15 protein-coding genes are annotated in these 20,457 nt (G+C 51.4%); 5 read left to right on the top strand and 10 right to left on the bottom strand.

Features of this window, described 5'->3' with window-relative positions; genetic code table 11:
- The first annotated feature begins 99 nt into the window (after positions 1-99).
- From recN to G5168_RS10170, 5 genes are all read left to right on the top strand, one after another.
- A complete protein-coding gene (gene recN, locus G5168_RS10190) occupies positions 100-1,764 on the top strand; it encodes a DNA repair protein RecN (RefSeq protein WP_227340913.1) in 1,665 nt (554 codons plus the stop codon).
- Positions 1,765-2,071: 307 nt separating this feature from the next.
- Entirely contained in the window at positions 2,072-2,962 is an 891-nt protein-coding gene (locus tag G5168_RS10185; RefSeq protein WP_227340914.1) for a manganese-dependent inorganic pyrophosphatase, read from the top strand.
- 250 nt (positions 2,963-3,212) lie between these two features.
- On the top strand, positions 3,213-4,376 hold the full coding sequence (macA, locus tag G5168_RS10180; protein WP_227340915.1) for a macrolide transporter subunit MacA: 1,164 nt from the start codon (positions 3,213-3,215) through the stop codon (positions 4,374-4,376).
- Positions 4,373-6,346 (top strand): MacB family efflux pump subunit, encoded by a 1,974-nt coding sequence (locus G5168_RS10175; protein ID WP_227340916.1) that lies wholly within the window; start codon positions 4,373-4,375, stop codon positions 6,344-6,346. Before macA ends, G5168_RS10175 begins: the two co-directional genes overlap by 4 nt.
- 2 nt (positions 6,347-6,348) lie before the next feature.
- Positions 6,349-7,713: an efflux transporter outer membrane subunit gene (locus G5168_RS10170; RefSeq protein WP_227340917.1), complete on the top strand. Its 1,365-nt coding sequence runs from the start codon at positions 6,349-6,351 to the stop codon at positions 7,711-7,713.
- A gap of 562 nt (positions 7,714-8,275) precedes the next feature.
- On the opposite strand, the gene G5168_RS10165 is transcribed toward G5168_RS10170, so the two are convergent.
- From G5168_RS10165 to G5168_RS10120, 10 genes are all read right to left on the bottom strand, one after another.
- On the bottom strand, positions 8,276-8,686 hold the full coding sequence (locus G5168_RS10165; protein ID WP_216954269.1) for an H-NS family nucleoid-associated regulatory protein: 411 nt from the start codon (positions 8,684-8,686) through the stop codon (positions 8,276-8,278).
- A gap of 462 nt (positions 8,687-9,148) precedes the next feature.
- Positions 9,149-10,876, bottom strand: a complete 1,728-nt coding sequence (locus G5168_RS10160; protein WP_227340918.1) for a PglL family O-oligosaccharyltransferase — start codon at positions 10,874-10,876, stop codon at positions 9,149-9,151.
- A 17-nt stretch (positions 10,877-10,893) separates the two neighbouring features.
- Entirely contained in the window at positions 10,894-12,174 is a 1,281-nt protein-coding gene (locus G5168_RS10155; protein ID WP_421171998.1) for a sugar transferase, read from the bottom strand.
- A gap of 18 nt (positions 12,175-12,192) precedes the next feature.
- Entirely contained in the window at positions 12,193-13,326 is a 1,134-nt protein-coding gene (locus tag G5168_RS10150; RefSeq protein ID WP_227340920.1) for a glycosyltransferase family 4 protein, read from the bottom strand.
- Positions 13,323-14,417: a glycosyltransferase gene (locus G5168_RS10145; protein ID WP_227340921.1), complete on the bottom strand. Its 1,095-nt coding sequence runs from the start codon at positions 14,415-14,417 to the stop codon at positions 13,323-13,325. Before G5168_RS10145 ends, G5168_RS10150 begins: the two co-directional genes overlap by 4 nt.
- Position 14,418: 1 nt before the next feature.
- On the bottom strand, positions 14,419-15,186 hold the full coding sequence (locus tag G5168_RS10140; protein ID WP_421171999.1) for a glycosyltransferase family A protein: 768 nt from the start codon (positions 15,184-15,186) through the stop codon (positions 14,419-14,421).
- A gap of 8 nt (positions 15,187-15,194) precedes the next feature.
- The gene (locus tag G5168_RS10135; protein ID WP_227340923.1) at positions 15,195-16,451 is read right to left on the bottom strand and encodes a lipopolysaccharide biosynthesis protein; all 1,257 of its coding nucleotides are present in this window, start codon (positions 16,449-16,451) and stop codon (positions 15,195-15,197) included.
- A gap of 30 nt (positions 16,452-16,481) precedes the next feature.
- On the bottom strand, positions 16,482-18,467 hold the full coding sequence (locus G5168_RS10130; RefSeq protein ID WP_227340924.1) for a nucleoside-diphosphate sugar epimerase/dehydratase: 1,986 nt from the start codon (positions 18,465-18,467) through the stop codon (positions 16,482-16,484).
- On the bottom strand, positions 18,464-19,489 hold the full coding sequence (locus G5168_RS10125) for an MraY family glycosyltransferase (protein WP_421230684.1): 1,026 nt from the start codon (positions 19,487-19,489) through the stop codon (positions 18,464-18,466). The genes G5168_RS10130 and G5168_RS10125 overlap by 4 nt, the downstream gene beginning before the upstream one ends.
- Positions 19,489-20,439 carry a UDP-glucose 4-epimerase family protein gene (locus G5168_RS10120; RefSeq protein ID WP_421252190.1) on the bottom strand — a complete coding sequence of 317 codons (951 nt, stop codon included), beginning with the start codon at positions 20,437-20,439 and terminating at the stop codon, positions 19,489-19,491. Before G5168_RS10120 ends, G5168_RS10125 begins: the two co-directional genes overlap by 1 nt.
- Positions 20,440-20,457: the final 18 nt, after the last annotated feature.

Here is a 20,457-nt window from a genome sequence, read left to right as displayed (position 1 = left end):
CTTTCCTGTGTTAAAAATGGCGGCGCCCTCTTTACTGTATATAAGACCAGTATATACTGGATGCATACACAGTAATGTTGACCTATACAGGATGAGACCATGCTGACCCAGCTGACCGTCAACAACTTCGCCATCGTCAAGTTTCTCGAACTCGATCTGCAACCGGGCATGACCTGCATCACAGGTGAGACCGGTGCCGGTAAATCCATCGCCATCGATGCTCTCGGTCTCTGCCTCGGAGAGCGGGCCGAAGCCGGCATGGTGCGACCCGATAGCGACAAAAGCGAGGTCAGCGCCCGCTTCCTGCTGGACAACAACCCGGCCGCCCGCGCCTGGCTCGCCACCAACGAACTGGAAAACGAAGGGGAGTGTATCGTGCGGCGAGTCATCTCCGCCGAGGGTCGCTCACGCAGCTATATCAACGGCGTGCCCGTCCCCCTCACCCAGCTCAAGAATCTGGGTCAGCTGCTGGTCAACGTACACGGTCAGCATGCCCACCAGATGCTGCTCAAACCCGACTACCAGCTCGCCCTGCTCGACGGCTACGCCGGCCACCATCTGCTGCTCGATGAGGTGCGCCAGCACTATCAGCAGTGGCGTCAACTACAAAACGAGCTGAACCGGCTCAAGGCCGAGCAGCAGCAGCGGGAAGCCCGCCGCCAGCTGATCGAGTATCAGGTGCAAGAGCTGGACGAATTTGCCCTGCAGCCGGGGGAGTTTGAAGAAATAGAAGAGGAGCACCAGCGTCTGGCCAACGGCACAGAGCTGATGCAAGAGTGCGGGGCTTGCCTCGACCTGCTCTATGACAACGAAGAGACCACTATCGCTGGGCTGCTGCAATCAGCCGTCGATCGGGCCGAGGGGCTGGTCAGCATGGACAGCCGCCTCACCCCGGTACTGGAGATGCTGAACGAAGCACTGATCGGGGTGCAGGAGAGCCACAGCGAGCTGCGCAGCTATCTCGATCGGCTGGAGCTGGATCCCGAGCGGTTCAACGAGCTGGAAGCTCGCCTCTCCAAGGCGATCAATCTGGCCCGCAAGCACCACGTCAAACCGGCAGATCTGGCTCAGTACCATCAGGAGCTGGCCTCTGATCTTGCTCGCCTCAACTCCGATGAAGAGCGGTTAGAGGGGATGGAAGATGAGCTGGCCGAGGCCCGTCAGGCTTTTGTCCAGGCCGCCGAAGCCCTGAGTCAGAGCCGTCAGCGTTACGCCCAGGAGCTGGGCGCCAAGGTAACCAGCAGCATGCACGAACTGGCGATGCCCGATGGCCGCTTTGCCATCGAGGTGCGCCCCGATGCCCAGAGCAGCCTCTCTCCGCTGGGTATAGATCGGGTGGAATTTATGGTCACCACCAACCCTGGCCAACCGATCCAGCCGCTTGGCAAGGTGGCCTCAGGCGGTGAACTGTCGCGCATCAGTCTCGCCATCGTGGTGATCAGCGCCCGCAAGGTCTCAACCCCGACTCTGATTTTCGACGAAGTGGATGTGGGGATCAGCGGCCCGACTGCCGCCGTGGTGGGTCGCCTGCTGCGCCAGCTCGGGGAGTCCACTCAGGTGATGGTGGTCACTCACTTGCCTCAGGTGGCAGGCAACGGCCACCAGCATATGGTGGTGAGCAAGCATACCGATGGCAAAACCACCGAAACTCGGATGGATTCGCTCGACCAGAATGCCCGCCTCAATGAGCTGGCACGTCTGCTCGGTGGCGACCAGATCACCGACAACACCCTGGCCAATGCTCGCGAGCTGCTGCGCCGTTGAATCAGGCCAAAACGCCGATTTGCAGCGATGGCGACTGACAGGGCTGACCGAACATGCTGACTGCGCAGGCACAGGAGAGAGCTATGGCCTGCGCAGTCAGTAATAGCCAATAGCCAATAGCCAATAGCCAATAGCCAATAGCCAACTGTGAGCACCGAACTCACGTCAGGATTACCGACCCAGATCAATAAAATGGCGAGTTAGGCGAAGCTGGCAGCAACATGAGCGTGGATCCGGTTGCCTTCATGTAGCGGATTTCGCATAGTGTTGCCCCCCTTTATGGGTATCCAATTGTGAGGCTTTGTCTATGATCCACGTTTTTGGTCACAAGAATCCTGATAGCGACAGTATCTGCAGTGCGCTGGTTATCACCGACTGGCTCAATGGCCAGGGCCGTCAGGCCACCCCATGGCGTCTGGGTGACCTGCGCACCGAAACCCGTTTTATTCTGGAGCAGGCTGGCGTCAGCGAACCCGAGTTGCTGACCAAAGATATGACCGGTGAAAATGTCTGGCTGGTGGATTTCAGTGATCTGGAACAGGGCCCTGCCACACTGGCACAAGCCAATGTACTGGGCCTGGTGGATCACCACCGTCTCGGCACTCTGGTCACCCAATCTCCGCTGGATGCGTGGATCCGGGCCGTCGGCTGCACCTGCACCATCGCCTTCGATCTGCTGAGCCAGCAAGGTACCGTGACCCGCAGCCAGGCTCGCCTGATGCTGGGTGCCATCATGAGCGACACCCTCTGTCTCACCTCGCCCACCACCACCGAGCAGGACAAGATCGCCTGCGAGCGTCTTGCACCGCTGGCCGAGGTGTCGCTGGCCGAGTTTGGTCAACAGCTGCTGATGGCGAAAACCGATCTGAGCGGCCTCACTCCTGCGCAGTTGCTGCAGCAGGATGAGAAAGCGTTCCAGGCGGAAGGTTGCAACTTCATCATGAGCCAGATCGAAGTGGGCAGCGAGCAGCAGCTGGCCGAGCACCTGCCAGCCCTACAGCAGGAGATGGCCCAGCGCGTGGCGAGTGAAGGGCTCGACTTCTTCGTGTTGATGGTGACTGACCTGACTGCGGCTGCCAGCCGTATCTACTTTACCGAGCACGCCAAAGTACCGGCAGAGTCCAGCTACCACCCGGGCTTTGTCAGCCGCAAGAAGCAGGGTCTGCCCTGGGTAATGGATCTGCTGGCCAAGGCCTGATCCTCACTCGCCATTACCTATTCCAAAGCCCTGCCTCTGCGCAGGGCTTTATCATCGCCACCGCCAGCCGCACTCCCCACCCTCTTGCTGACCATCTTGCTCACCACTGCGGTCTCTCGCTTACTCCTTTCACGGCTTATTGACAGTTAACGCCATAACTTTGCTTACATATTTGCGGCTGTTATTTATCAGGGCTTTGCTGCAGGATAATCGCCGCGCACAACCTTTTCCGTTTCCATTCAGGTGATCGATGAACATAACCCCCAAGCAGAGAACCCTGGCCATCACCATGCTGATCGCCATGGTGCTCCTCGGCTGGCTGCTCTGGCCCAGTCAACCACCCAAGGCGATGCTGACCGCTCAAGTGACCCGCGAGGATATCGCCCAGACCGTACTGGCCAGTGGCGTGCTGCAGGCCGTGGAGCAGGTGGATGTGGGGGCCCAGGTCTCCGGTCAGGTTACCAAGCTGGCCGTCGAGGCCGGAGATCAGGTCAAGCAGGGAGACCTGCTGGCCGAGATCGATCCCCTGATTGCCCAGAACAACCTCAAGACGGCCGAGGCGGAACTTGCCAGCAACCGCGCCCAGCTCAAGATCAAGCAGGCACAACTCAAACAGAACGAGCTCGCCTGGCGGCGCCAGCAGCAGATGTTCAAGCAGGAGGCGAGCTCAAGGGCCGATCTGGAGAGTGCCGAGGCACTGCTGGCGGTCACCCGCGCCGAACTACAAAATAGCCAGGCCAATATCGACAACGCCCTGATCAAGGTTGATCGGGCCAAGACCGAGCTGGGCTACACCAAGATCCTGGCGCCGATGGATGGCACCGTTATCAGCATTGTGACCCGTCAGGGCCAAACCCTGGCAGCCAGCCAGACGGTGCCGACCGTGCTCAAGCTGGCCAACCTCGAGACTATGACGGTCAAGGCGCAGATCTCCGAAGCTGATGTCACCAAGGTCAAAGCTGGCATGCCAGTCTACTTCACCCTCATTGGCGATCCGGATACCCGCTATCAAGGTACGCTTCGCGCCGTGGAGTTAGCGCCCACCAACATCAACGATCAGGCCACCACCGGCACCACCACCAGCAATGCGGCTGTCTACTACTACGCCCTGTTCGATGTACCCAATCCCGACCATACCCTGCGGGTCGCAATGACCACCCAGGTGACCATTGTGCTCGGCGAGCGCAAGCAGGTGCTCACTGTGCCGCAAACCGCCCTCGGCAAGTCGCTGGGTGACAACGAGTATGAAGTCACCGTGATCAAGGACGATGAGACAACCGAAACCCGTCATATCAAGACCGGTATGAAGGACGAGATCCGCATTGAGGTGATCAGCGGGCTGAGTGAGAAGGAGGAGGTGCAGCTCAATCACAGTGCCCCCGCCGACAATGATGAGATGGCGGTGATGCTATGAGTGAGCCCCTGAACCAGCTGCCGTTGATCCAGCTGAAAGGGGTCGAGCGACGCTACCAGAGCGGCGACAGCGAAGTCACCGTGCTCCACCCTCTTGACCTCACCATCACGGCAGGAGAGATGATCGCCATTGTCGGCGCGTCCGGCTCTGGCAAGTCGACCCTGATGAACCTGCTGGGTTGTCTCGATAGCCCGAGCGGCGGCCAGTATCTGTTTCGCGGTCAAGACACCGCCACCATGGATGCGTTGGCGCTGGCCCGGCTGCGCTGCCACCACTTCGGTTTTATCTTTCAGCGCTACCACCTGCTGCCCCATCTCGATGCCGCCGCCAACGTGGAGATCCCGGCCGTCTATGCCGGCACCAGCCGCCCGGATCGCCAGGCACGTGCGCGTCAGCTGCTGGGCAGACTGGGACTGGCCGATCGCAGTCACCATACCCCGGGCCAGCTCTCCGGCGGTCAGCAGCAGCGGGTCAGTATCGCCCGGGCGCTGGCCAATGGCGGCGAAGTGATCCTCGCCGATGAACCGACCGGCGCACTGGATAGCCAGAGCGGCAAGGAGGTGATGGCGATCCTCAAGGAGCTGCATGCTCAGGGCCACACCATCATTCTGGTCACCCACGATATGAACGTGGCCAGCCATGCCGACCGGATCATCACTCTCAAGGATGGTCGGATTGAACAAGATAGCGGCCCCTGCCAAACGGCCGTGTTGGCTCCAGCCACCGCTGTAGCCTCTCAAAAAGTAGCGCCCACTACAGGCGCCATGGGTCACGACTGGGATCGTTATCGGGAAGCGGGACGGATGGCGATGCATGCCATGCTCGCCCACCGGATGCGCACCTTCCTCACCATGCTCGGCATCATCATCGGCATCGCCGCCGTGGTGAGCGTGGTTGCTCTTGGTCAGGGCGCGCGCGCCAAGGTGATCGACCAGATCAATGCGATGGGCACCAACACCATCGAAATCTTCCCGGGTAAAGGATGGGGCGATGAGAAGATGGCCAGCATCCAGACCCTCAACAAGGGGGATCTCGATGCCCTGTTGGGGCAACCCTATCTTGCGGGCGCCAGCCCCGAGATAGGCAGCTCAGGCCAGTTGCGCTATCGCAACAAGACCAACAGCGGCAACGTGACCGGGGTCGGTAACGACTATTTCAAGGTGAAGGGGATGACGCTGGTCAGTGGTCGCTTACTGGAGTGGCAAGATATCCAGCAGCGTGCCGCCGTCGCCGTAGTGGACAAGAAGAGCATCACCAGCCTGCTTGGCAAGGAGGATCCGGTCGGCAAGGTGGTACTGGTCGGCACCTTGCCGGTGCGGATTGTCGGTGTGGTCTCGCAGGAGACCGGCTTTGGCCCCACCAGCCAGTCGGTCAATATCTGGCTACCCTACAGCGCGGTGATGAGTCGCCTCATCTCGCAGCACCACTTCAGCCAGATCACCATCCGGGTCAAAGACGGGGTACAACCAGCACTGGCCGAGCAGGCGGTGATCGAGCTGATCACCAAGCGCCACGGGGTGAAGGATTTCTTCACCTTCAGCAGCGACAGCATCATCAAATCGGTGGAAAAAACCACCGCCACCATGACCCTGATGGTCTCGGCCATCGCGGTGATCTCGCTGATCGTCGGCGGGGTGGGCGTGATGAACATCATGCTGGTGTCGGTGGTCGAGCGCACCCGCGAGATCGGCATTCGCATGGCCGTGGGCGCCCGCCAGTCGGATATCCTGCAGCAATTCCTGATTGAAGCTGTGATGGTGAGCCTGCTGGGGGGGATATTTGGCGTCGGCATCTCGCTCGGTATTGGCGCGCTCTTTTCACTGCTGGTGGACTCCATCAAGATGCAGTTCTCGCTCTTCTCCATCCTGATGGCCTTTGGCTGCTCGTCACTCATCGGGATCCTGTTTGGTTACTTGCCGGCACGCAATGCGGCGCGGCTCGACCCTGTTGTCGCACTGGCGAGGGAATAACAATGTACAAACTCTCCTGGCTGGCTCTCTGCATGGCCCTCAGCGGCTGTAGTCAGCACAGCAGCTATCAAAGACCCGAGCTGGCGATCGCCCCTGCATGGCAACAGGCCGAGGGCGCCCAACTGGCTGCGCAGGCTGGCCTCTGGTGGCGGGAATTTCATGATCCCCAACTCGACAAATTGGTCGAGGCGGTTCTAGCCGCCAACCCGGACATGCATGTGGCGGCCCTCAAGCTCAAAAGCGCCAGACTGGGCGCCGAGCAGGCCGATACCAACCTCACCCCCTCGGTCAATGGCACTATCGCAGCCAGTGGCAACAAGGATCTGAAAAGCGGCAAAGGCACCAACAGTCTGGGCCCCTCGCTGAGCCTCAGTTACGAAGTGGATTTGTGGGGCAAGCTTGCCTCGGTGCGAGATCAGGCAAGCTGGGAGGCGGCGGCAAGCGAGCAGGATCTCGCCAGCACCCGACTCCTGCTGATTGGCAATACTCTGGAGCAGTATTGGCAGCTCGGCTATCTCGGCTCTGCCATCACACTCGGAGAACAGCAGCTGGCCAACCTGACGCGAACCGAGCTGCTGACCCAAACCAAATACCAGGCAGGCGCCATCACCCGACTCGATCTGGCGCAGGCACGCCAGCAACTGGCAGGCAAGCAGGCTGAGCTGGCCTCCCTCAAGGCGCAGCAGGAACAGGCTCGCAATGCCCTGCTTCTGTTGCTGGGCCGCAGCAGCGGGCCGCTGGAGTATGCACCCGCTTCCCTTGCAAAGCAGGCCATTCCTGAACTTGCGGTGGGTATTCCGGCCGATGTGCTGGCCCGCCGCCCCGATGTCAAAGCGGCCGAATTGCGGCTGAGCAAGACGCTGGCTAAAGGGGATGAGATCCGCACCAGCTTCTACCCCAGCCTGACCCTGACCGGCAGCGCCAGCACCGCATCCGATAGATTGGCGCAAGTGCTGCAAAATCCGGTTGGTACGCTGGGAGCCAGCCTTGCCCTCCCCTTCCTTGAATACAACCGCACCCAGCTCGCCATTGAAAGCTCGGAGCTGGATTACCAGATCGCCGAAACCGAGTTTCGCAAGCAGCTCTACACTGCACTGGTGGAAGTGGAAGACAATCTGGCCGCCCGCCACTATGGCCAGCAGCGACTCGATTATCTGCAGGAACAACTGAGTTATGCCCGGGAGGCCGAACGACTGGCCAAGGCTCGCTTCCAGGCGGGTGCGACCGGTGTACAGGCTTGGCTTGATGAGCAGAACCGACTGTGGGATGCCCAGCAGAGCCTGCTGGCACAGCAAAAAGAGCAGCTCACCACCACAGCCAAAATCTATCGCGCCCTGGGTGGCAGCGATAGCGTGACGCCCCGATAGCGCTTCACCTGGCTATCCCCCACTCTGCCTACAGAGTGGGGAATATCATCGCCATAGACCATACAGAATTTCCTCTCCCACACGGCAGCCGAACTCCATTGCCCATCATCAGGGGCAGGTATGGCAGCGCAGCCAATTACATGCATCGGCGACCCTGAATATACCGGCCATACCTTGCGGCTCTCTCTATACCTAACGCTCCCTGACCGGAGATAACGATTACCGGATATTCCATCAGCAGAGAGCTCTACTCTTGCCGAGCGACGCACCGTGAATCGTGAATCGTGAATCGTGAATCGTGAATCGTGAGAAACATATCCGAAGCTCGTATCAGCACAACGCATACAAATAGCGATATCGCGTTGGTGAGCCACAGGACAAAATTAATCGTAAACAACGAATGATATTGAGTAAAGGAACTGCGGGTAAGGCGAGAGAGAAAGGATACAAACGAGGAATGCAGATAACAATGAGGTGGAAATACTGGTTGGATAACCACGAGTAAAACGGCAAAAATAATGCCGCCCGAGGGCGGCATTATTCAATCTCTGAACCTGACGAATTAGATCAGGAAATCGTTCAGGTCTTTACCCAATGCTACTTGAGCAGCAATGGCTTTCGGCATACGGCCTTGACCGGTCCAGGTTTTTTCCTGGCCATCTTCTTCGTACTTGTATTTAGCCGGACGCGGAGCTCGCTTGCTCTTGGCAGCGCCAGTTGCAGCAGCCGGAGCAGCGGCAGTCGCCAGTAGCTCACGAGGATCAATACCAGCCTGCTGCAGCATTTCGGTGAATTCATTCAGCTTGCGCTGACGCTCTTCCTGTTCAGCACGCTCCTGTTCAACAGAATCGGCGCGCTCTTGGTAAACCAGGTCAAACTTCTCTTTAGCTTCCAGCAGTTGCTCAAACGGCAGCTCACGAACAGCCGCACGCAGACTGCGAATGTTCAGCAGAACTTTCAGAAACTCGTTCATTATTTCCTCACAAAAAGTCGGTCACAGGGATTACCGTGTCAGAATAGCATGGACAATTGATAACAACATACCGTTTTCTGTATTTACACTCCTTTTTTTTTATTTTTCACTCACCATACTCTCTTGACGCGAAGCGTGATAACAAATCAATGCTCAGTTGTGATTGCTATACAATCTGACAGATGATGATCTCAGATATTACAGGGCTCATTAATATCCCACTACATGCAGTCAGAAGATTCTCTTTATAGTGACACCCGATATGCCCTCCCCCCCGCCCAGTTACCCATCAAGCAAGGTGAAATAAAAAAGCCACAAAGCAATTCCTCAGCAACGACGACTTAAAAAGCCATAATTTTTATCCATAAAAATCAAGAGCTTACAACACCAATCCATATATCTAAAGACAAATAAACAATCTGTTTTTTAACATAACCGATCTTACCCGGTTGTTAAATTACGCTAATTTGCGCGAGCATTACTTTGTGCAGATTGATCAACACCACTGATCACCGGTATAGCTACAGAGCCACTCAGCAGAGGTTCCGCAGGATAGAGTCTGAGCGCTTCCAGACGCATCGCATCGGCTGCCTCTTTGCGACCCAGAGCGTTAAGTGCTGTCACCATATTGGCGTATATATTAGCTCGTGGTGTATGAAGTACGAAGTCCTGCCCCCACTCCAGATAAGCTTCCAGTTCAGCCTTGTTGTTTGTCTGCAAACCGACCATCAGACGAACCGAGTTCACATCAAATTCAACTCGTGTCAGCCATGCCATAGGATTGATAATCTCCAGCAAGAGCGTCGGCTCCTTATAACCTCCCCGCTCGTATTTGGTGACGACCCAGGCAGTATGAAGGGCTGTCATCATAAATGGGACAACCAATAGAGGGATAGCTATTGCCATAAATCGGAGCAACAACCAGGGGCGATACTCAATGTCCAACCACGATGGGCTACCGCAACTCACGAAACGGGTTTCTTCAATCTCGGTGTCAACGACATAGATCAGCGTCAGCAACAACCACCACAACACGATTGCATGGTAAAGGGGATATTCCGTCTGAGTATGGAGCAATATCGGTGTCACCAGGGCAAGCAGTGCCATGGCATTTACCCAACGCACCTTCGTCAGGCACCACAATAATGCGCCCCCCATGATCACCATACCAACCATGGGAGCCACCCCTCCCTCAACAGCCCAATAAAGGAATTCGTTGTGGGGATGGTCAAGATTGTACTCAATCTGCACCATAGATGGATTCAGCGCCTTATCAGCCATGTAGTGATGGAGAAAAACAGATTCAAAACTGCCGTATCCCCAACCACTCCATGGTGCTTCGGCAATCAGCTTGGCTGCATAAGGCCAATAAATAGATCGCATACCACCAGATTGATAAATCTCCAACCCGCGCTTTGCTCCTGCCATCCAGTACTGTGATAGCAGGCCAAGGGCCACCGCAAAAATAACCAGCGCCAACATACGCCATAGCAATCGATGGCGATGGAGTTGCGGTATCAATAAAAACAGAGCTAGCAGACCGCCAAGTTGACCCACTCGGGATTGCAAAACAACCAGCAACAGTGTTGCTGATAGAATGACGCCATAGCGCAGAGCCATCAGCAAACGACCACCCTCTCGGCGTAATTCCAGCCAGATAGCAAGGGCAAGACCAGTTGCCATAAAGGTTGCCATCACGTTTGGCTGTTGAAAGATCCCGTAAGGACGATTGGTTTTAGTGTCGTAGCCAATCCAGTTACCGGGTGTCAACAGATAGAACTGTATCAGACCGAGCAAAGCCTCCATCGCGATCGCTATCAGGACGATATATAGCAAGCGATCTCGCTGCAACCGATTGAAGCGCCATTGATAGAGCCCGAATAAAAACAGCAGACCAGCAAAAAGCCCCAATAATCTGGGAATGGCATAATCCCTGAGTGCAAAACCTGGATAGAACATCGGCAGCAGTAGCAAGAGTGCCCCTATCCATAAGCCCGCTTGTAATGGAGAAAAGAGCAGACGCTGGCGTAACGTCACTTGCCACAATCCTAATCCAATAGCCAGCGAGGCAAACACCCATCCCCATGCGTTAAAGGGCAGATATAGCCCTGCTCCTCCCGGGTTGTGCATAAAAAAATGCACTCCAAGTAACCAGTATAATGAAGATAAAATCCAATACAAGCTGCTCATATATTATTTCCGTATACTCAACGAGCCCCAAACCCTGTCAGCATTGTTTTAATAGTTTTGATTACTATTAATAGATCAAGCCAAAGCGAAAAGTTTCTAATATAATAAAAATCATATTCTAATTTTATACGAGTACTATCTGTATCAGCTGAGTAGCCATGCATCACCTGAGCCCATCCACTTATACCAGGACGAACCATATGACGATACATATAGAATGGTAATTCAGACTCAAACCTCTCCACAAAAAAACGCTGTTCAGGCCGTGGACCAATCAAGCTCATATCCCCTTTAAGAACATTAAAGAATTGCGGGAGCTCATCAATTCTATATTTACGAATAAAATGACCAACACGAGTAATCCGTTTGTCAACCTCCTGAGCAAAATATGCATTGTCTGATGATGAACTGTCATGCATACTACGAAATTTATATATTACAAAATCTTTATTACCCAGCCCAACTCTCTTTTGCTTAAAGAAAACAGGGCCAGGGCTTTCCAGCTTTATTAATATTGCTGTTATAAGTAACACCGGCATAAAAAAGGGGAGTGCAATTATAACAACCAAAAGATCAGCTAGTCTTTTTAAAAAGAAATAAAACAACGAGGGAATAGCGGAACCCAAGTCATTTTCATATAATTGCTCAACGCTCACTCGGCCTGTTAATGATGCATATATAGTTTTGCTGTGATAGATTGGTATCCCTAACAAAACGAAATCAGTTAATAACCTTTGCCATTCACTCGTCAAATCAGATGAGTGAAAGTCAGCAACTACGGCATTACCACAAAACAGAGAAAAATCGGGTTTGTGAAGAATATTCCATTCAACAGCAGTCAAGGCACACAGTTTCTGATAATTACCAACCGGGATGATAGAATACTTAACCTTGCCAGATCGTGCCCCTAAGTAATAAATAAGCCAGCAAGATACTAAAACCAATATATACGAGCTTATAATTACTGGCCTACTATACTCAAGACGAAACAGCAGCAACACACCGAATAATATTCCATACACAGCGGTTACTGTTGGAATCATATAAGATAAAGCATTAACTCCAGGATAGCAAAGCACTCGACTCAGGAAAAAACCAGCAGTAATACATGTTATAAAGATTCCTAAAAGTGAATTTATTTTTACATCATCAAGGAAATTCCAAAAGTCCTCGCCCCAAAACAAAAATGCAGGTAATAATGTTGATACCAAGGATGTAAAAAAGAACATTATTGTATAATTAAACCGTACAAGGTCATACCAACGACCACCATATGGATAATAGCTATTATTTATCATGAAAAACTCATTCAGTTATCAACCACAGGGCTGAGCGCCATCGATATGCTGAGCCAATATGTCAAAATATATGCCAATGATTTTTTTCTCATCGAATCTGGCACTAACTAATTGCCTCCCAGCATTACCCATCAAGGTTCTTTGAGCTGTAGTCATTCGTATGAATGTCATCATCGCATCAGCCAATGATGAAACATTTCTAGCTTGACAGAGTAACCCGGTTTTCTCATGTAGCAGTACATCTCTACATCCAGGAACATCGGTAACAATAATTGGCTTTGCCATTGCAGCAGCTTCGATCATAGTTCTTGGCAATCCTTCGCGATAAGAAGGTAACACAATACAATCACTTTCCATTATGATAGGCCTAACATCATGTGTAGTACCGAGATATTCCAGCACACCGTCATTGATCCATTCATGCAACTGTGCATATCCGATCGCTCGTGGGTTATCAGCCTGAACATCGCCTAGCAATTTAAACTTTATGTTTGGATGACGAATATGAATCTGCTTTGCGGCTGCTACATATTCTCCAATCCCCTTATCCCATAACAACCGCGCAATGAGCAAAAAACTAACCGAGTCATCTTCAGCAAATTTTTCTGAAGGATAAAAAAAACTCAAATCAACGCCCTCGCCAGGCAGTAACAGAGTCTTTCTTTTATCTACCAACTGTCTTGATACAAATTCAAGGCGATCATCTTCATTTAAGAAAATGACTAGCTTAGGATATTTAAAAGCGAATTTATAAAGCAACCTTACTACTTTGGGCACCCAACCATCATTCATAAAGGCATATCCTAACCCAGTGGTTATAGCCAAGGCAGGTGTGCGACAAAGATGTGCAGCAAAAGAACCATATATATTTGGTTTTACCGTATAATGGATAATTAAATCCGCATTAATTTTTCTATATATTCTTACGAAATCAAATATTAATTTTAGTTCAACAATTGGATTGACTCCTTTAGGGGATAGTGCCAACGGTATAAATGAACACCCCAAATCACAGAGCGAAAAAACTGTATTATCAGGTGGAGCAACAATGGTTATGCGATATCCATGTTGTATAAGTGCAGATAATAATCCGCGGCGAAAATTCCACATTGACCACGCTGTATTGCTCACCATACAAAGATGTTTGCTCATGTGTAGTCCTGGTACAAATTTAACCAACGCAGACAGATAGTCTCTATTGAATAATGGCTAATAACCCGAATCCGAGCCTCCCTAGTCATCACCTCTCTCTCAAGCGGCGAAAGCATCATAGCCTGCTCAATCGCGGTAAATAGCTGCTGACTATTTTTAGAGGGGACAAGCAATCCAGCAGAGCCAACCACTTCCCTCACTCCACCACAATCGGTGGCAACCACTACCCGCTCAGTAGCCATAGCCTCAGCCACAACTAAACCAAACCCCTCCCAAGCTGATGACAACACAAATATATCTGCTGCACTCATCCAATCTTCAACATCATAGCGCAGCCCCAAGAAATGAACTCGCTCGCTAATCCCTTGTGCGCTAGCGATTGTGGTTAAGTATTCTTTTTCCTCACCCTCACCTATGATGACCAACTTAACATTATTGGATCTCGAAGATAACATCGCAAATGCAACAAGCAAATTTGTATAGTCCTTGGCAGCGGTCAGTCTGCCTACTGAAATTAACAATATGTTATTGTCATCAATCCCAAGCTGAGAGCGTAATTTATTTCTGACTGTGGCGTTAAAATAAAAACGCTCCGTATCAATACCATTATACATGACTTTCATTCGCCCGGCAGATACCGCACCTTGTTTAATAAAAGCCTCAACAGCTTCTTGGCTTACGTTTGTGTTAAGATCACATAACCTTTCGGTAAGCCGGTATGCCAATATCCGCCACCCTCTTCCCTCATTAACACTATGTGCAGAGCAGATAAGCTTCGGAAATGATACAAATAATCGTAATAACCGAGCAAAAATATTTGCATGCACCATATGGCTATGCACCACATCCGGTTTATATTGATTAAGTAACCTGATCGCCTGCCAGTATGCTTTGAAAACACTAAATGGAGTTTTCCTCATCTGCAGTGAAACGATGTTTGCTGCAGTCGAATGTGGGCGATTGCTAATTTCACCGGTCATCGAGATAATTAATATATGGTGGCCCAACCTAATAAATTGATCTGCCAAATCGCACACTTGTCGTTCAGCGCCCCCCATACCAAGGCCTGTGATTACCATCGCAATTTTCATGCTATCTCTTCAACCAACAGTAAAGAATGCACTGGAGACTTCTGACACATGCTTTGACCTTGCCGAACAATCGAGTATCTCGGATCACCTGGTCTCGATAAAACAAACCAAAACCACATGGATTACTTCTTAGATTTTTTTTAAAATTTGAGGTGTAGCCATCAGGAAGATATTCACACAAGTATATTACTTGGTCTACATAAAAAACTATCTTACCTATATCGGCAATTTTATTCCATATATATAACTCTGGTACAAACTTTTCGCCCGGGAACTGAGGAAAAGGAAACTCACGCATAACATTAGTGCGAAAAACATAAGCCAAGTCACCTTGTAATATATGCCCTGCCATGATGGGCTGCATTACCATTGACTTGCTCCATGCGGTGTCGGAGATACCAATTATATGACCAGATAATGTTGCTCTTCTAAAACACATCCCAACAAATTCCGAGCTAATATGATTCATAACATCATATAGCTTGGCAACAGCATCACCAGTTAATAAGTCATCACTATCCACAATGATAATCCAATCACCGGTCGCATGAACCACACCTTCATTTATAGCGCGATGCTTCCCTCCATTTTCTTTATAAAAATAATTGATTGGAAAGTCAGATTTAACTCTATAATCAAAAATAAGCTCGGCGGTACCATCAGTGCTACCGTCATCGATTACGAGCCATTCAAAGTCCCGCCTTGTCTGCTGACACAAACTGTCATACAACCTTGGTAAAACATATGCTCTGTTATAAGTTGGCGTCATTATTGTTATCATTGCACGACCTTACACACGCAACCTTTATATTGATGAATGAAGTATATCGACATCGTCGCAGCCATCATCAAAAAAGCATTAGTTATGTAAACGATGTAAATGTCACCGGAACGAAATACTTTTAGCAACAGCCAATAGTTGAATATGCTTATAATTAATAGAAAGAACCACTTGCACATTATCAAAAAATATTTTTTGTCACGGTATAATCGTTGCATTAAAACGCTATCCACAGCGAAAAAAGAAAGCGCAGGCAACATCATAATGGCTAAATCTGCTGCTAACTCATAATCTTTTCCAAAGATAAAATAGACAATTTCATGTAGCCATAACCAACCCATTAATTGCAAGATACATGCAACTAATAACAGCCCTAAACAAACCGTATGTATTTTTTTTACTCTGCGCCCATATAACATCATTGGGGCTATAGACTGCACAACTATACCAAGTACAAGTACGCCCTGCTCTAGCATTTGACTAGCCACACCATACATGGCTAGTTGTTCATACCCTAAGTAATGCTCGATGAAAAAGCGATCAATCCTCATATAAATCAGCATCAGCATTAATGGAACCCAGAGCGCCCCACCTCGACTTAACATTACCACTGCCACTTTTTTATGCCAGTCCCAGATGCCACCTCTAAAATAAATAACACAACTCAGTGACATAGCTAAAAACATTGCTTCTATTGCCCTGCTTGAATAGATGATGAAATAAGATGAAAGTAAAAAAGCGAGGCTTACCAAAAGCACCCTTAATAATAAAATTGCAAGACGAATCGCTACAACAACACCTATATTTGTGGTGGCTTGATAGTAGTTGGCTATTACTGAAAATGGTTCATTAAAAATGAGCGCCAGCGCCAATAGCATTAGCATTAATCTTACATCTTGATCTGCGACAATAAAATTTGCGTAGATTAATGTGACAAGCAAAGCAACCAAAGCGAAAAGTAGACGAAAAACAAATACTGAAGATAGTATCTTCCAACGCAAATGAGGATGCCGAACTAATGCCGGAACAACAACTTCCGAGCCGGCAATCAATGTAACTGATGACAATAAAATGACGGCATTAAGCGAATATAGCCATTTCCCATATAATGACACACCGAGTAGATGACTAATTACCCCCTCGCAAAAAAAAACCAACCCAATGGTCACCATTTTTTCAAATAATAGAATACTAACATTAGTAATAATTGCGGCATATTCTCGATAAAATGCCACAACCAGGCCTAATCGCATCCAAGTTGCCTCATTATAGAAACAGGTAACTCAATTTCTAGCCAGCAAAAAATTAACATTGTGTACTGGTAGCTTCACGATGTTCTCCGTTATTGTATGCTGCTGCTTCGCTAGCCACACCAGATCACAGATACCATCCGTCGGTTCGAATGCAGCAGGAGCATGCATCAGGATCTCGCGCACTTGCTGTTGATCAAAACGGTGACAAGCATCATCCAGCGAGGCCAGCAAGGGGCGCAGTCGGGACCAGGGCAGCCAGCTCTCTTGTGCCACCATGATCCTGGGGTGTTCGGTTCCTCTGGCATCATCACCAATCAGTAACTCTTCGTAGAGCTTTTCGCCCGGCCGCAACCCCGTCACCTCTATGGCGATATCACCATCGGGACGCTGCTCATCACGCAGTGTCAGGCCGCTGAGGCGTATCATGCGCTTCGCCAGTTCCATGATCCGTACCGGTTGCCCCATATCGAGCACAAAGACGTCGCCCCCCTCCCCCATGGCGCCGGCCTGGATCACCAACTGGGCAGCCTCAGGTATCGTCATGAAGTAACGGATGATATCGGGGTGAGTCAGGGTGATAGGCCCCCCCTTATCTATCTGCTGTCTGAATAACGGCACCACTGAGCCGGAAGATCCAAGAACATTGCCAAAGCGCACCATACAAAAACGGGTGCTGTGCTTCTCGCGGGTCAAGGCTTGCAAGATCAATTCGGCCAGACGCTTGCTGGCCCCCATGGTATTGGTTGGCCGCACGGCTTTATCGGTAGAGATCAGCACGAATGTTTCCACCCCTGCCTCAATGGCCGCCTGTGCCGCATAAAGAGTGCCGAATACGTTGTTACGTACTCCTTCAATGATATTGAACTCGACCAGCGGGACATGTTTGTAAGCCGCGGTATGGTAGACGGTCTGGATCCTGAAGCTCTGCATCACCGTTTTTAGACGATGCTGGCGCTGTACTGAACCCAGTAACGGCACCAGATCCGTTTCGATTTCTTCACGCTGACACTGCTCCCGCAGGTTCTTGTGCAGGACATAGAGGGCGTATTCGGATAGTTCGAACAGTACCAGAGTGGATGGACGGCACCGCAAGATTTGGCGACAGAGCTCAGAACCAATAGAGCCACCGGCACCTGTCACCATGACCGCTTTGCCCTTGATATTGGCTTCCATCAAGGTGGTCACAGGCTCTACCGGATCTCTGCCCAACAGATCGTCGATGGAGACCTCATTGAGCTGATCTATGCGGGCAGAGCCATTAACCAGATCAGCCATTCCCGGGATAGAGAGCACTTCGCAAGAGAGGGGCTCAAGTGCATTAATCACCTCCTGACGACGAGCCCTGGTGCTGCTCGGCATAGCCAGCAAGATCTTCTGCACCCCATGGTGGTCAATCAGAGTTGGCAGCTGAGCACTGTGATAAACGGTACAACCCTGGATCACGCATCCCTGTTTGGCGGGATCGTCATCAATAAAGGCGACGGGATAAAACTCATTACCTTGCAACAAGGCCATTTGCAGTTGTCGACCCGAAGAGCCCGCGCCATAGATCAACACCTGGGTACGAGCCAAACGGGTGGTATTAAGGAGCGCCCGGAAAAACAGCCGCACACCGCCAACCAGTAACACCAAAAAGGAGAGATAGATAACCGAGACCGTTCTCGGCAGAAAGATATCAAAGTAAAACGCAGAGAGAACAAAGAAACAGGTTGAAAGAAATGCCCCTAGCGAGATTGTCCATAGTACCCGAAAGCTGACATATCGCAGCACTGCGCGATAAAGCCCCAGCCTTACAAACAAACTGATGCTGACAATGATAATTGCGCCAAGCAGTGCCCAGTGATGCGGGCTATCGATTGGCCAGTTGTGTTCAAGCCGGATCCAGTACGCCCCCCAATAGGTCATGGTGATCAAGAGCATATCAACGGCGACAGAGATGACACGCTTGCTGGCTCGTGACAGGGAGCCCAGGCAAGTCAGTAGCCAGCTCCCACCGGGTAAAAGCTCATTTCTCATTCTGGTACTCCTGCATTCAGGTGATACGCAAGAAAAGCTAACGGCAAGTAGGCAATGACCAGACCGCTCACACCATCGAGCTGGCCCAATACAATCATGACAGCGATCGGCGCAAGCCAGAGGCTATTTATAAGAAGCACAGCCAAGGTCACGTTTCGATGGCTCTGCCAACGCCTCGCCAGATATTGATAGCCATGAGTACGATGCGCCTCGCTCAGACGACATTTCAGACGATAGCGATTCAGTAACGTCCAAGTCGCATCAACCACAAAGACTCCGAGCATGACGAGCCATGCCCACAGGAATTGAGGCGCAGAAGCGGCATCCAGCAGCATCAGGGAAGCCAGCATCAAGCCAAGAAATCCGCTGCCACCATCCCCCATAAAGATCATGGCGGGTGGAAAATTCCAGCACAAAAAGCCAGCCGCCGAAATCCCCAGTAGCAGGATCAAACTGGCAGACGACCACTCCCCCCCAACCAGATAGTGAAATAACGTCATGAACAGACAGACGACAACGGCTTCACCTGCCGCCAAGCCATCGATGCCATCCATAAAGTTGTAGAGATTGATAAACCAGATCACCCCCAGCCAGACCAGCAGGTAACCAAACCAGGCCAGGTCGAGCTGCCAACCAAAGAAGGTCAGCGCTGGCAAACCATTAACCGCAGAAACCACCAAAGCGGCCGCCATGCTCTGCACAATCAGGCGGGTTCGAGGCTTGAGAGAGATGTGGTCATCGATAAAACCAACCAATGCAATGCCCAGCGCCGCAGCCCATATCAATGCAAAGCTGCTCTGGGATATGCCGGCGGGCAGTGGGATTAGGGTAACAAACAACGGGGCTGCCAGCAGAAAGGTCGCCACGATAGCCATGCCACCGCCTCTCGGGGTAGGCACCTGATGCGAACTGCGATGATTGGGTTGGTCAAGCAAGCGGGTCTGGGCGTAGCGCCTGAGCAGGCCGGTCATGGTAATTGAAAGAAAAAGACAAAATATCGACAACAAAACAAATGCCAGCATCAAGACGACTCACTATGGATTGACGCCATCAGAGATAAGGTCTGAGAGAGCGAATAGGGTGCCGACCATTGTAATCGGCTCTGAGCCTTGCGGGTATTCATTTCCAGAGAGCCATAAATCCGTTGTAGCTTGGCATCAATCCCCAAACAGCGTCCAAGCCCTCTTATTACTCCTGGTGGGAGATAAAAGAGCCGACAGCTAACTCCTTCTGCTTCTGCAATCGCCGCCAACAACTGAGACGTCGACACTGCGACAGGATCTGCGACTAAAAAGACCTGGTTCACTGCGGCAGGGTGCTCCATCGCATGGGCAATGAAGTCACACAAATTAGGTAACGCCAACAGGCTACGCGCATTGGTCAAACGGGCAAAGGGTAGCGGGACCCCTTTGCGCACCCACGTCATCATGCTGGCAAAGTTAGCCTTCACCCCTTCCCCGTAAATAAGAGGAGGACGGATGATGGTTACAGCCATACCACACTCTTTCGCGAGTGACATCAGCCCCTGTTCCGCCTCATACTTCGAGCGTCCATAGGGATCTTCTGGCGGACTTTGCACATTCTCATCAAATGGCTTGCCTGGCTCGGTCTGCTCGCCATTCACTTTGATCGAGCTGATAAAGATGAAGCGCTTCACCCCAGCCTCAGCCGCTTGTCGAGCAAGCGTTAGGGTGCCCTCTGTATTCACCGCTCGAAATGCTGCCAGGGGATCTGTCGCGGTATCCGACATCACGTGCACCCTGGCAGCACAGTGAACAACCACATCCACCTGTTGCAATTGGGCTGTCCAGTTGGCATCCGCAGTCAGAGAGGGAGCATGAAGATGGTAAGAAGCCAGCGGGTGACTTCGCACCGCTCCTTTAACATTCGCCCCCAGAGCCAGCAAGTGTTCACAGACCGCCTTGCCTACAAATCCGTTGGCACCTGTGACAAGAATTCTAGGTATGGACATACAGTTTGAGATAGGCAT

This window comes from Aeromonas sp. 600724, from assembly GCF_049175135.1.
GTDB classification, from domain to species: domain Bacteria; phylum Pseudomonadota; class Gammaproteobacteria; order Enterobacterales; family Aeromonadaceae; genus Aeromonas; species Aeromonas veronii_A.
This window is presented reverse-complemented; position numbering and strand designations above follow the sequence as displayed.